The 13,367-nt window shown below is 68.7% G+C and carries 9 protein-coding genes; 2 read left to right on the top strand and 7 right to left on the bottom strand.

What is annotated here, in order from left to right; genetic code table 11:
• Positions 1-57: 57 nt before the first annotated feature.
• The 4 genes from AB0C36_RS40525 to AB0C36_RS40510 all read right to left on the bottom strand — a co-directional run bounded on the left by AB0C36_RS40525 (position 58) and on the right by AB0C36_RS40510 (position 4,376).
• Positions 58-849 carry a hypothetical protein gene (locus AB0C36_RS40525; protein ID WP_358364121.1) on the bottom strand — a complete coding sequence of 264 codons (792 nt, stop codon included), beginning with the start codon at positions 847-849 and terminating at the stop codon, positions 58-60.
• Between the two features lie 96 nt (positions 850-945).
• The gene (locus AB0C36_RS40520; protein ID WP_358364118.1) at positions 946-2,070 is read right to left on the bottom strand and encodes an LLM class flavin-dependent oxidoreductase; all 1,125 of its coding nucleotides are present in this window, start codon (positions 2,068-2,070) and stop codon (positions 946-948) included.
• A gap of 150 nt (positions 2,071-2,220) precedes the next feature.
• Positions 2,221-3,339 (bottom strand): LLM class flavin-dependent oxidoreductase, encoded by a 1,119-nt coding sequence (locus AB0C36_RS40515; protein WP_358364115.1) that lies wholly within the window; start codon positions 3,337-3,339, stop codon positions 2,221-2,223.
• A 245-nt stretch (positions 3,340-3,584) separates the two neighbouring features.
• Entirely contained in the window at positions 3,585-4,376 is a 792-nt protein-coding gene (locus AB0C36_RS40510; protein WP_358364112.1) for an SDR family NAD(P)-dependent oxidoreductase, read from the bottom strand.
• Positions 4,377-4,804: 428 nt separating this feature from the next.
• Between AB0C36_RS40510 and AB0C36_RS40505 the strand changes: the two genes are divergently transcribed.
• Positions 4,805-5,266, top strand: coding sequence for a nuclear transport factor 2 family protein (locus tag AB0C36_RS40505; RefSeq protein WP_358364111.1), 462 nt, complete (start codon positions 4,805-4,807; stop codon positions 5,264-5,266).
• Positions 5,267-5,324: 58 nt separating this feature from the next.
• Entirely contained in the window at positions 5,325-6,095 is a 771-nt protein-coding gene (locus AB0C36_RS40500; protein WP_358364109.1) for a glucose 1-dehydrogenase, read from the top strand.
• A gap of 110 nt (positions 6,096-6,205) precedes the next feature.
• On the opposite strand, the gene AB0C36_RS40495 is transcribed toward AB0C36_RS40500, so the two are convergent.
• The 3 genes from AB0C36_RS40495 to AB0C36_RS40485 form a co-directional block, all read right to left on the bottom strand.
• A complete protein-coding gene (locus tag AB0C36_RS40495; RefSeq protein ID WP_358364106.1) occupies positions 6,206-8,347 on the bottom strand; it encodes a UvrD-helicase domain-containing protein in 2,142 nt (713 codons plus the stop codon).
• A gap of 4 nt (positions 8,348-8,351) precedes the next feature.
• A complete protein-coding gene (locus AB0C36_RS40490) occupies positions 8,352-9,956 on the bottom strand; it encodes a serine/threonine-protein kinase (protein ID WP_358364103.1) in 1,605 nt (534 codons plus the stop codon).
• A gap of 194 nt (positions 9,957-10,150) precedes the next feature.
• Positions 10,151-13,354 carry a type I restriction endonuclease subunit R gene (locus AB0C36_RS40485; RefSeq protein ID WP_358364100.1) on the bottom strand — a complete coding sequence of 1,068 codons (3,204 nt, stop codon included), beginning with the start codon at positions 13,352-13,354 and terminating at the stop codon, positions 10,151-10,153.
• Positions 13,355-13,367: the final 13 nt, after the last annotated feature.

The following is a 13,367-nucleotide window of genomic DNA, read 5'->3' as shown; positions in this document are numbered from 1 at the left end:
CAGCGACCCCGCGTACCGCCGCCTTGGTCCGTCACCCCCAAAGGGGCTGCGCACGACCTACCAGAGCTGGTCCGTGTACGTGTCGCGACCCGGAATCGTCGGGATCCACGGCGCCGCGAACGTCACCGTGCCGATGCCCGAGGCGTTGATCCGGTCCGCCCAGGCACGGAACCCGGCCCAGCTCTCGCGCGGGTCGCCGCCGAGGAAGTAGAGCTGGAGGCTGCGGGTGGCCGCGTTCGGGTCGCGCGGCACGAACGCCGGCGCGTCGTCGGCCAGCGGCACGGCGGTCCACGCCGCGACCGACTCGACCGCCGAACCGCTCAGGAAATCGGGCAGGTTCGCGTCGAACCACGCCTCCAGGTCACCTGCCGAGACACCCTCGGCGCGCTGCACGGCCAGCGACACGAGGCCCTGGTACCCGTGGTCGAGCGCGAGCTCCAGCGGCACCGGGTCCTCGTCGCGGTACCAGCGGCGGTTGTGCAGGTACATGCCGGTGTGCGCGTGTGTGCGGTTGGGGAAGCCGCGGTCGTTCGAGTACAGCCAGTTGACCTGCTCGACCGCCCACGCGTTCCACTCGTCCCACTGGCCGTCGTTGACCCAGTAGATCGCCAGGTACGAGCCGGCGTCGATGGCCGGGACGACGTCGCTCTCGGACGGGAAGCGCAGGTCCTTCAGCTCGCGCGTGGCGACCCACCGCTTGCCCGCCAGCATGCCGGGGCCGATCATGCAGCCGGCGTAGAAGTGGTCGCGCTCGTACCACCGGTGGTACTCGACCTCGTGGCCGCGCTCCGGGTCGACCGCGGTGAACAGCATCCCGGTCGCGCGGATCGGGTACTCCTTGAAGCCCATGGTGTTCCTTTTCGCCGAAAGTCCTGGCTGACAGTACGTCAGATCTGATGCGGTGTCAGTACCTGCTGACTTGTCGGACCCGCCACGTCCGGGTCGTCAGGCCGCCGCGTCACGGAAGCGCGACGTACGGTGCACGGGGTCAGTGTCGATCTTGGGGATGACGTGCTCGCCGATGAGCCGGATCGACTCCAGCGCCTCGTCGATCGTCTGCCCGACCGGCAGCCCGAACGTCAACTGGTCCGCGCCCGTGCTCTCCCACCGCTTGCACTGCCGCAGCACGTCGTCGGGGTCGCCGCAGCACGTCATGCCCTCGGCGAGCATCCAGTCCACCGCCTCGGGCGTCGGGTCCGGGATCAGCTCGGGCCACACCGGCACGGTCGCCGGGTGCGGGAAGGTGTCGTGGTACCGGAACACCAGGCTCTGCAGGTAGGTGTTGCGCGGACGCATCATCACCTCGCGCGCCCGATCGCGGTCCTCGAAGCAGATCGCGCTGCTCGTCACCATGATGTTGTCGTTCACGAACGCGCCGACCGGTTCCGCATTGCGGATCTCCGACTTGTACGCCGCGAGCACCGGCTCCAGCTCGCTCGGCGACCCGACCGAGAAGCCGAGCACGCCGAGGCCCTTGCGGGCGGCCATCGCGTACGACGCCGTGTTGCCGGCCGCGTACCACATCGGCGGGTGCGGCTTCCGGTACGGCTTGGGCAGGATGCGGCGGGGCGGGAGCGACCAGTACTCGCCCTCGAAGCCCTCGTACTCGTCCTGCAGCCACATCTTCGGGAACTCGGCGATCGTCTCCTCCCAGATCGCCTTCGTCCCGTTCATGTCCGTCATACCGGGGTGGAAGCCCAGGATCTCGTGGCTGCCCGCCCCGCGCCCGGTGCCGAACTCGAAGCGCCCGTGCGAGAGATGGTCGAGCATCGCGACGCGCTCGGCGACCTTCGCGGGGTGGTTGACCTTGGGCAGCGGGTTGAAGATGCCGGAGCCGATGTGGATGCGCTCGGTCGCGTGCGCGAGATAGCCGAGCACGACGTCGTTGGCACTGATGTGCGAGTACTCGTCGAGGAAGTGGTGCTCGGTGACCCAGACGTACTTGAAGCCGGCCGCGTCGGCCGCCTTCACCAACTCGATCTCGCCCAGCAGCGCGTTGTGCTCGGCCTCGGGATCGGTCTCGCGCGCGCTGTCGGGGACATAGCCCTGAATGAAGATTCCGAACTCCATCGCGGTTCCCTTTCGCGTCGTCGTGGCTCGCCGGGGGATGACACGTGTCGGACCGGGGGACGTCCGTCCGCGGGGACGGCGGGGGATCTGCCGGGCCGGGCGCCGGGTGCCGGCCCGGCGACGGCACAGAGGGTCAGCCGCGCACAGGCGTCAGGCCGCGCTGCGCAGCTTCGTGGTGCGGTGCTCCGGGTCGGTGTCGATCCTGGGGATGATGTGCTCGCCGAACAGGCGGATGGTGCGCAGCGTGTTCTCGGGCGTGTCGGCGCCGAGGCCCAGGGTGAGCTGGTCGACGCCCGCCGCCTCGTACTGCCGGACCGCCTTGATCGCGGTGTCCGGGTCACCGACGATCATCGCGCCCGCGTCCGCCGCGAACTCCACGGCCTCGTACGTCAGATCGGGAATCGTCTCGGGCCAGTACGGGATGCCCTCCGGGTGCGGGAACGTGTCGTGGTACCGGAAGACGTTGCTGGTCAGGTACATCAGACGGGAGTCGACGGCGGCCCGGTACGCCTCCTCCTTCGTCTCCGCCACGAAGCCGGTGGACGTCACCATCACGTTGTCGTTGACGAACGCGCCGATCGGCTCGGCGTCACCGATCTGCCGCTTGTAGTCGGCGACCGCCTTCTCGGCCTGCGCGACGTCGCCGATCGAGAAGCCGAGCACGCCGAGGCCGAGCTTGGCGGCCATCGCGTACGAACTCGGGGACCCGGCGGCGTACCACATGGCGGGATGGGCCTTGCCGTACGGCTTGGGCAGGATGCGGCGGGGCGGCAGCGACCAGAAGCGCCCTTCGTAGCCCTCGTATTCGTCCTGGAGCCACATCCGGGGGAACTCACGGATGACGTCTTCCCAGATCTCCTTGGTCCGGTTCATGTCCTCGATGCCCGGCAGGAAGCCCAGGATCTCGTGGCTCCCCGCGCCCCGCCCGGTGCCGAACTCGAAGCGCCCGCCGCTGAGGTGGTCGAGCATGGCGACCCGCTCGGCGACCTTGGCGGGGTGGTTGACCTGGGGCAGCGGGTTGAAGATGCCCGAGCCGATGTGGATGCGCTCGGTGGCGTGGGCGAGGTAGCCGCACATCACGTCGTTCGCGGAGAGGTGCGAGTACTCGTCGAGGAAGTGGTGCTCGCTCAGCCACACGTACTTGAAACCGGCCTTGTCGGCGGCGATCGCGTACGCCATGTCGTTCATCAGTGCCTCGTGCTCGGCGTCGGGGTTGCCCTCGCGCCGGTGTTTCGGGTTGTACCCCTGCACGAAAATGCCGAATTCCATGGGGCTCCCTTGCACGTGGGGTGGGTGGGGCTTGCACGTGGGGCGGGTGGGGCCTGGCGTGGGTCCGGTGGTGGGGTGGGGCGCGTGCGTGTCGGAGACGCACACGCGCCCCGGCACGTCGTTCGACGGAGGGCGGGCTCCCGAGCCGGGTCTTGGGCGGGGCCGGGAGCGGGGAGGGGCGGCCAGGGCTGGGGCTACGGCTACGGCCAGGGCCGGGCCAGGGTCAGGGCTGCGGGTCAATACAGCTAGGGCGTCCAGGTGCCGTCGGGGCGGCGCGTCCAGCCGGAGGCGGCGTCGGTGCCGCCGTCGACGTGCAGCGTCGTCCCCGTCATGAACCCGGACATCGCGCTCGCGAGGAACACGATCGGCGCCGCGCAGTCGTCGGGGGTGCCCAGGCCGAGCGGCACCTTCTCGCCGTAGTCGACGCCGCCGACGGCCTCCGCGAGCCCTTCGTCGCCGGGCGTCGGGATCGCGTCGGGCGCCACGCAGTTGACCCGGATGCGGCGCGGCGACAGCTCCAGAGCCAGCGACTTGGTCAGCTGCTCGACGGCGGCCTTCATGGCCGCGTACACGGCGAATCCGGGCGCCGCCCGGTGCGCCTCGACGCTCGTGACGTTGACGATCGAGCCGCCGTCGTTCATGAGCGGTACGCCGGCGCGTACGACGTTTGTGACGGTGGTGAAGTTCTCGTCGACCAGCGCCTGCTGGCCCTTGGCGCGGATGTCCAGGAACGGCGACCAGAACCCGCCGCCCGCGTTGTTGACCAGGATGTCCAGCGGGCCGAGTTCGGCGTGGGCCCGGGCCAGGAAGTCGGTGACGGCATCCGTGTGCCGCACGTCCAGCGTGCCGACGACCGCCTTCCGCCCCGCCTCCTCGATCGCCTTGGCGGTCTCGCTCTGGTCTTCCTTGTCGCAGATCGCAACATCCGCACCAAAGCGCGCAAAAGCCACAGCCGTGGCCGCGCCGATGCCGCGCGCGGCCCCGGTGACAACGGCCGTCTTTCCGGCCAGCAACGCGACGGAAGGATCAAGAACCACGGCAGAACCTCACACTCTCTGGCGACCTCGCCACCCCGGCACGGCGTGGCGGCGCCGACCGCCCCGAGGCGGCGGCGCACCCGCTCACCATGCCATCTGACGGCGCGTCACTAAAGAGCCATCGGGAGCGATTTGCCTCGCTCCGGGCACCCGGGACGTGCCGCGGGGCACCGGGGACGCGCCGTCGGGGCGCGCCGCGGGGGCAACCCGGGACTCGGCGTGGGCACCCGGGGCGGCGTACGTCCCCAAGCGCCCTGCGAAAAGTCGCCCCACTCGCGGGGCGCGTACGGCCACGCCGTCCGCGTCCCGCGAGTCGGCGACAAAGTGCGGCCTCTGTGCGCCCGCGTGTGTGTCTGGATTCCGCGCGAGGCTGCCCGTACCGTGCAGGCGGCCGCCGATCACGGCCGACCGACGGACGAGGAGCACACGTGTCACCCGAGAAGCAGCCCGGTCACATCGCCGTCCCGAACCTCATCGCTTTGTACGCCGAGGCCATCGACGCCGGCGACTTCGACCGCGTCGCCGACCTGCTCGCCGACGCCGTCATCACCACTGAGGGCACCGACACCAGGGTCACCGGCCGCGACGGCGTCTTCGCGATGTACGACACGTGGACCCGCCGCTACGAGGACGACGGCACGCCGCACACCAACCACGTCACCACGAACCTCATCCTGGACATCGACGAGGACGCCGGCACCGCCTCCGCCCGCTCCTACTTCACCGTCCTCCAGGCGACGCCCGACCTCCCCCTCCAGCCGATCATCACCGGCCGCTACCGCGACACCTTCACCCGCGACGCCGACGGCGCCTGGCGCTTCGCCACCCGCCACATGGTCACCACCCACAACGGCGATCTGACCCACCACCTCAAGATCCCCCTCGGCTGACCCCGCGTCGCCCCGGCGCAACTGCGCCCCGCCCAGCAACCGGAAGGACGTATTCCCCATGGGAAAGCTCGACGGCCGCGTCATCCTCGTCTCCGGAGCCGCCCGCGGCCAGGGCGAGGCCGAGGCCCGTCTCTTCGCCGCCGAAGGCGCCTCCGTCGTCCTCGGCGACATCCTCGACGACCAGGGCACCGCCGTCGCCAAGTCCCTCGGCGACGCCGCCCGCTACGTCCACCTCGACGTCACGAGCGAATCAGACTGGACCGCCGCCGTCGCCGAGGCCACCACCGCCTTCGGCAAACTCGACGGCCTCGTCAACAACGCCGGCATCCTCCAGTTCGGCCCCATAGTCGACACCACCCTCGACGCCTACATGCACATCGTCGGCGTCAACCAGGTCGGCGTGTTCCTCGGCATGAAGGCCGTCATCCCCGCCCTCACCGCGGCCGGCGGCGGCACCATCGTCAACACCTCGTCCACCAGCGGTCTCCAAGGCGTCGCGAACATGATCGGCTACACCGCCACCAAGTTCGCCGTACGCGGCATGACCAAGGTCGCCGCCCTCGAACTCGGCCGCGCCGGCATCCGCGTCAACTCCATCCACCCCGGCGGCATCGACACCCCCATGGTCCGCCCCGAAAACGTCGAAGGCCTGGTCGCCGACGACACCTCCTCCGCCGACATCTACGCCGCCCTCCCCCTCGGCCGCGTCGGCCAACCCGAAGAAGTAACCAAACTGGCCCTCTTCCTCACCTCCGACGACTCCTCCTACTCCACCGGCGCCGAATTCCTCATAGACGGCGGCATGACCGCCGGCCCCACCTGGGCATAGCGGTCGCGGCTCCGGGGGCTTCGGTCGGTCGGCGGCTCAGAGAGCAACGTCGCTTCTGGCCGCCGAACCCGAGCCTCGGCACGGCGAGCAGGTCCTCGGCGAGGGCCCGCTCACAAGAGGCCGGCCTCGGCCAGGAACGTGCTGGGCTTGCCGGCCCAGGACACGTACAGGCCGTCCCGTGCCCGTGTGCAGGCCACGAACAGCAGGCATCGTTCCGCCATGAGGTCGGCCTCGTGCTGAAGGCGGTCGACCTCCACCGGTGTGATCGCGCGTTGGAACGGCAGGGCACTCTCGTGTGCGCCGACGACCGCGACGCAACGGAACTCCAGCCCCTTGAACGAGTGCATGGTGCCCACCTGGACGGCGTCCGCCTCGCCCGAGCCGTCCGCGTTCAGGCGCACCGCGGGGATTCCCGCCGCCTTCAGATGGGCGACGGCGGCGTCGCACGTCGCGTTGAAGCGGCTGCTGACGCCGATCTCGCCCGGCAGCACACCGGAATCGAGCCACCTCCGCACCCGCGCGACCAGCGCGGCCATCTCGGTGTCGTCGGATGCGGCCGCGTGCAGCTCGGGGCCGTCCCCGTGCAGGGCCGACCGATAGCCGAGCAGGGTCTCGCTCCGGTTCTCGTCCTCCAACTGCGCGATGGGGCGGCCCACGAGCAGGGACGTCGACCAGCGGAGGATTTCGTGCGTGCTGCGGTAGTTCTTCCTCATCTTCGTGGAACGACCCGCCACCGAAATGCCCAGCGCCTTCAGCGAGACCCGTGAGTCGTAGATCCGCTGGTGCGGATCTCCGGCGATGAACAGGTCGTCGGGACGCGCCGGTACCGCCGCGCGCAGCAGTCGCCACTGCGCCGGATGCAGATCCTGCGCCTCGTCGACCACGATGTGCCGGTACGCCGGCCCGCGCTCGGCCAGGAGGCGCGCGGCTTCGTCACAGGTCTGCAGGTACGTGCGCCGCCCTCCGTCGTCCAGGCGGCGGTGGAACTCCCGGACGGCCGCCCAGACCTGAGGCTTGAGCGACTGGGCGATCTTGGTCCCGCGCCCGTGGCGCTCGGCCGCGGCGTACTCCTCGAGGCTGGTGAGGTTCTGCGCCAGGATCACGTGCTTGTACTCCTGTGCGAGGAACTGTCCTGTCCCGGGGAACCCTGTGGCCTTCGCGGCCTCGACCCACAGAAGGCCTTCGTCCTTGCCGCTGATCGGCCGTCGCGCCGCACCGCCTGCGGCAGCCACGACTCGCCCCGCGAACGCGTCAACCGTGCTGATGTCAACGAGTCCACGCGACTCCTCCTCGGGGACCAACGCCGCGAGCCCGGTCTTCAACGCATGGACAAGCGCCTTCGTGTACGTCGTCAGCAGGATCCGCTCACCCTCGCGCAGGTACTCCAGCAGGTGCTTCACCCGGTGCAGCGCCACCACCGTCTTGCCCGTGCCGGGGCCCCCGCGGACCTGCGCCGGCCCGGAGTAGCTCGGGCGGTAGGCGATCTTGTGCTGGGAGGGATGCAGGAAGATCCGCCACGCGTCGAAGGGCTTGCCCAAAATCTCGCGCAGCTCGTCGGGCGCCGAGACCAGGGCGATGCGCGTGTGCGTGTTGCGGATAGCGGTTTCGAAGTCCTGGTCGTGTGCGGGCTCGGACGTGGACTGGCGGTTCTGCGTGACGACGTACTGCCAGACCTCCTCGACCGAGAACCCGGCCGCCAAATACTCCAGGACTTCCCGCTGATCCTGCGGGAAGAACGGCGCGAAGACCTCGAGCTGCTCCTGGTTCGTGAGGATCCGCACGGCACGCCGCGTCTCGGCGTCGATGCCGAGGGCCTCCAATTCCGTGTCGGAGACCTTGGCGAACAGCCGCTGCTCGGGTGCCGGAGCGATCTGCTCGTACGCGGGCGCCAGCTCCTCCAACGTGGCGGCGTCGCGGATCTCCACTGCCCGGGTGACCGCGTTGATGCTCGCCTTCTGCTTGATCGCCCAGGCGATCGCCTTGTCGTGCGGCATGACCCGCAGGAGCATGAACGTGTCGCCGGTCTTGGGCGCGAGCACCACACCGCGCCACATCTGTCCGAGGCGGATCGTGCGGATCCGCGGGTCCAGGGCTCGCTTCAGCGCCTCCAGGTTCAACCCGGGGTCCCGGAACAGCTGTTCGGTCGTCAGCCTGCCGAACTTCTCCCAAGCGTCGAAGACTTCCCTCAGGACGGGCTTCGGCAGCTTGCCGATCTGGTTCAGGAAACCGATCTCGAAAGCGAGTTGGGGCATGCGGTCAGCCTCTCGGCGCGCGTGGGTTCCGGCTGTCGTGGGCCAGGCGGATGCGGGTCAACGCATCCGCGATCTCGGCCGTCTCGTCGTCATCGGGTCCATTGACGAGGCACAGGTCCTGATGGAGCGCTTCGAGGACGTCGCGGGCCTCGACGTAGCGGCCTTCGGAGAGCAGCAGGAAGCCGATGGCCCTCCGCAGCTCGATGGCCTCCTCGCCCGCGTCGCCCTCGGACGCGGACACCTGGCGGAGCACCGCCTCGAACTGTTCGAGCGCGGCGGTCACCTGGCCCAGTTCGGCGCGGCAGTGGGCGGCCTGGGCACGGCACAGCCGGGCGTTGGGGCCGGCCGGGCCGGAGGTACGCGCGTACGCCTCGGCGAGAGCGTCGAACTCGGGCAGCGCGTTGCGGAAGTCGCCGCCGAGGAACAGCACGGCGGCGCGCATCTGACGAAGATCGAGCACCTTGCGGTTGTCCACGCCCAGCGCGGACGTGGCCGGTTCCAAGACCTCGCCCAGTACCTCGGCCGCCTGGGCGAAACGCTCTTCCTCGAGCAGCGCCTCGGCATGCGCACGGGCGGCCCTGATGTCCTCGGCGAGCTGGGCCGGGACCGGCACCACCGGGGGGAGCGCCTGAGGGTTGAGCACCGTGGGTGCCGCCGCGGCGGTCGCACGGGCCGGCCGGGGGCGCGGTGCGTACGGCTGCCGGTAGAGCCGCGTCGGGTCCGGGACGTTCTCGACCACCGTTCCGGCAGGCGCGGGCGCTTCACCTGCTTGGGGGAGGAACGGCAGCAGCCGCTCGTACACCTCCTGTGTGTCGGCCGGGCGCCGTTCCGGCCGCTTGCGGAGGAGATGGAGCACGAGGGCCTCGAGTGGCTCGGGAACCTCGGGGCGGAGGTCGCGCAGCGGCCTCGGCGGAGCCTCGACGTGCTGGCGCATGAGGAGGAACGCGTTGCCGTCGAACAGCGTTTTCCCGCACAAAAGTTCGTGCAGGACGCAGCCGAGCGCGTACAGGTCGCTCTGCGGCGTGATCCGGCTCGCCTGCACCTGTTCGGGCGACATGTACTGGCTGGTGCCGACCGGGCTGCCGGTCGCGGTGAGCTTGGTGACGTCGGTCCGCAGAATCGCGGCGATGCCGAAGTCGAGCACCTTCACGGTGCCGTCACGCGCGACGATGATGTTGCCGGGCTTCAGGTCGCGGTGGATGACCGGCACCTCGTGGGCGTGCGACAGCACGGTGCAGATTTGCGCGGCGATGGCGGCGGCCCACGCGATGGGGAGCGGGTTGTTCGGGTCGATGTAGTCGTACAGCGGCAGGCCGTCGACCAACTCCATGATCAGGTAGAGGTTGTCGAAGTCGTCGCCGAGCAGGGCGTCGAAGACCTGGGGGACACCAGGGTGCTGGATCCTGGCCGTGATACGCGCCTCACGTCGGAACCGCTTGGCGAACTCCTCGGCGACCTCGGGAGAGTTCCCGATTGCCGCCTGGCGTACGAGCTTGACGGCCACCGGGCGGTCGAGCGTCCGGTCGTATCCCCGCCAGATGTCGCCCATGCCGCCGTGGCTCAGCGGCTGGACGAGCTCGTAGCGATTCGAGATCACTTGCGGCGGCACGCGGCTGCTCCCCGTTTCGACTGCTACACCTCTTGAGGGCTCGGCCGCTCACGCGAGGAGCGGATGACCGAGTGTCCTCTGCCGTGTTCCCAGTGTGACGCGTGTGACGATCGTTCGTCCAGACGGTTGGCGTGCGGCCGGCCCGATGTGCTTGCCAAGGCCTGGTGTTGCCGCCGGGCCGCGCGCGGTGTCCGTCAGTCCTCGACGTCCTCTTCTTGTCGGATCATCCGCCATGCGGCCCGTCGAGCGCTGCGGTTGAGGGTGTTCTTGAAGCTTTTGTCGGCTCCGAAGTACTGCCTTCCGAGGCCGGCGATCGTGTCGATGTGGTCGGCGATCTTGTCCTCGAAGACCTTGTCGAACACGACGCCGAAGTTGTCCGGATCGTTGTTCGCGACAGCGGCGGCACGGACCTTGGGGTCGGCCATCGCTTCCTCGAACGGCTGGATCAGGTCCTGTTCGGTGAACTCGGTCCCGTACTTGTCGTTGAACCGCTCGATCAGCTCGGACAGCGGGGACTTCTCGGCCTCGGCGAGTCCGGCGGTGCCGTCGGCGAAGCCCGCCATCATCGTGGGGCCTTCGGACGTCAGCCCGAGGTCGTACTCGCCGGTCTTCTCCACCCGCATGTGGCTCAGGTCGACTTCCCCTATGTCGACGCCGCCATCGGCGCGGCGGGGGAGCCGGTTGAGGAGGTGGCGGCCGTACAGGTGCAGGCGTTCGAGGTCGGAGTCGCGGTAGGGGACGATCTGCGCGAGGAAGCCGTACTTGCGGACGTAGTCCTTGAGATCAACCCGGAAGTCCTCCGCCGTGGTGTGATCGTCCTCGTCCTCGCTGTCGATCAGATCCGTGAACCGCTGCACGGCTGGGGCAAGCAGCCGGTACAGCTCGGCATGCAGGCGCTGCCACTTCGTCGGGCTCCCGGCCGCCTTCCCCTCGGCGTCGAGGTAGGCCACGGCGAACTCCTGCATCTCCTTCTCGGTCAGGATCGGCGCGGACATGACCCGGCTCTGCGCTGCGTAGAGGAGGTTCGGGTCGCTGGGGAGCGTCATCGCCTCCTCGAAGAAGGGGCGGAACGAATCCTGGATGTCCTCGGCGTCGTTGACGAAGTCGAGGACAGCCAGGTCGGCTTGCGACTTGTCCTTGGCCGTGCGGTTGAGTCGGGACAGGGTCTGAACGGCGGAGATGCCGGTGAGCGTCTTGTTCACGTACATGGTCGTCAGCAAGGGCTGGTCGAACCCGGTCTGGTACTTCTCCGCGACGACGAGGATCCGGTACTCCTGCTGCCCGCGGCCGCCCGAGCGGGTCGCCTTGTCGTCGGCGCGGGTGTACGCGAACGCCTTCGGCAGCGCGCTTTCGGGGATACCGCCGTTCTCCTTGGACTCGGTGGTCTCGCTGCCTTCGTAGCTGAGCGATCCGGAGAACGCGACGAGCACGCCGACGTCGAGGTACTTGGTGTCGTAGTCCCGATCGCTGATGTACTGCTTGATGGCGCGGGCCATTTGCACGGCGCTCTGGCGTGAGGCGGTGACCACCATCGCCTTGGCCCGTCCGCCGAGACGGCCGCGCGTGTGGGCGACGAAGTGCTCGGTGATCACCTGGGCGTGCTGGGCCACGGTCGATTCGTGCGTGACCGCGAAGCGCGCCAGGAGGCTGTTGGCTTTCTTCGGGTCGACCTCGCGCTCGTCAGGGTTCTCGTTGACCAGCTTCCAGTACGTGTTGTAGGTGACGTAGTTCCGGAGCGGGTCGAGGATGAAGCCTTCCTCGATGGCCTGACGCATCGAGTACGTGTGGAACGGACGGTAGGTCAGCTTCCCGTCGATGGTCTCGGGCGTGCCGAACAGTTCGAGGGTCTTGGACTTCGGGGTGGCGGTGAAGGCGAAGTAGGAGAGGTTGGGAGCCCGCCCGCGCTGCTCGGCCTTGCGTTCGAGCCGGGTCTTGACGGTGTCGGCAGGGACGGCGCCTTCTTCGGCTTCGGTAGCGCCCTGTGCGTCGTCGTCGCCGTCCAGGCCGAGGTCCCGGAGTACGGCACGCACGTCCTTTGCGGCGTCGCCGGACTGTGAGGAGTGGGCCTCGTCGACGATGATCGCGAACTTGCTGCCCTGGATCTCGGTGGGGTTCCGCTGAAGGTAGTCGACCAGGGCGGGGAACGTGTGCAAGGTGACCGTGACGATCTTGCCGGTCTCACGGGAAAGCGCGTTCGCGAGTTGTTCGGACTTGGCGCCGTGCTTCTCGTCGATCTTCACGACAAGCCCGACGGTCTGCTCGAAACTGCCGACGGTTTCGCGGAGTTGGGAGTCGAGGTTGCGGCGGTCGGTAATGATGATGATCTTGTCGAAGACCGGCTTGCCGGGTTCGAGTCCCTTGGCGAGGGCTTCGGGGTCGATCGCGGCGGGGTTGGTCGGCGTGTGGAGATCGCTGAGTCGGTGCGCGAGCCACCCGATCGTGTTGGACTTGCCGGAACCGGCGGAGGCCATGATCAGGTAGTTGTGCCCGGCGCCGTGCGTTGCGGCGTGAGCGGTCAGCTTCTTGACCACGTCCCATTGGTGGTAGCGGGGGAAGATCGTCTGCGTGTCGGTTCCCCCGCCCGGCTTCTTCGCTTTATGCGTGTGTACGAAGCGCTCGATGAGGTCGAGCCAGTTGTCGCGCTGCCAGACCTGCTCCCAGAGGTAGGAGGACGGGTACGTGCCGGGCGTGGTCGGAGTCGGGTTCCCGGCGCCACCCGGAAGACCCGGCCCTGCGGAACCCGTGTTGAACGGCAGGAACTGAGTCTGTGCGCCGCGAAGTTGCGTCGTCACGAACACCAGGTCGGGGTCTATGGCGAAGTTCGCGATGACCCGCCGCATGAAGATCAGCTCGGTCGGATCCCGATCGGAGCGGTACTGCTCCTTCGCGTGCTCGACACCTTGTCCGGTCAGGGGGTTCTTGAGCTCGGCGGTTGCAATCGGGATCCCGTTGAGGAAGAGCGCGAGATCGAGCCGATTGCCGGCGTCAGCTTGTTTCGTCGCATACTCCAACTCACGGACAACGGTGAGCCGGTTCGCCCGGTGGTTGTCGAGCGAGGCGTCGTTGGGAACGAGATTCGGCTTGAAGTAGGCGAGTTTGATGAGGATGCCACGGTCTTTCACCCCATCACGGAGGACGTGGAGAAGGCCCTCAGTCGCGATGGCTTGGTCCAGCCGCTTGGCAAACCCGCGCTGGGCTTCCTCTTGGTCGTGACCGTAGACGGCGATGAGTTCGGACCAGACGTCGGCTTGGGTCGCCCCGATGAACTCGTAGAGCTGTGCAGTGTCGAGCCCGAGGTCGGTTCGGTAGTGGTGGGTGTTGCCGAGGTCCCACCCGCGTTCGAGCAACGCGGAGACAATGGCTCCGCCAAACGTAAATTCGTCGTAGACGGGGCTCACGGCGCGACTCCTC

Origin of the sequence: Streptodolium elevatio (assembly GCF_040649515.1) — a bacterium.
In the GTDB taxonomy this organism is placed as follows: Bacteria; Actinomycetota; Actinomycetes; order Streptomycetales; family Streptomycetaceae; genus Yinghuangia; species Yinghuangia elevatio.
The sequence above is the reverse complement of the archived record's forward strand: the minus strand, read 5'-3'. Positions and strand labels throughout refer to the sequence as shown.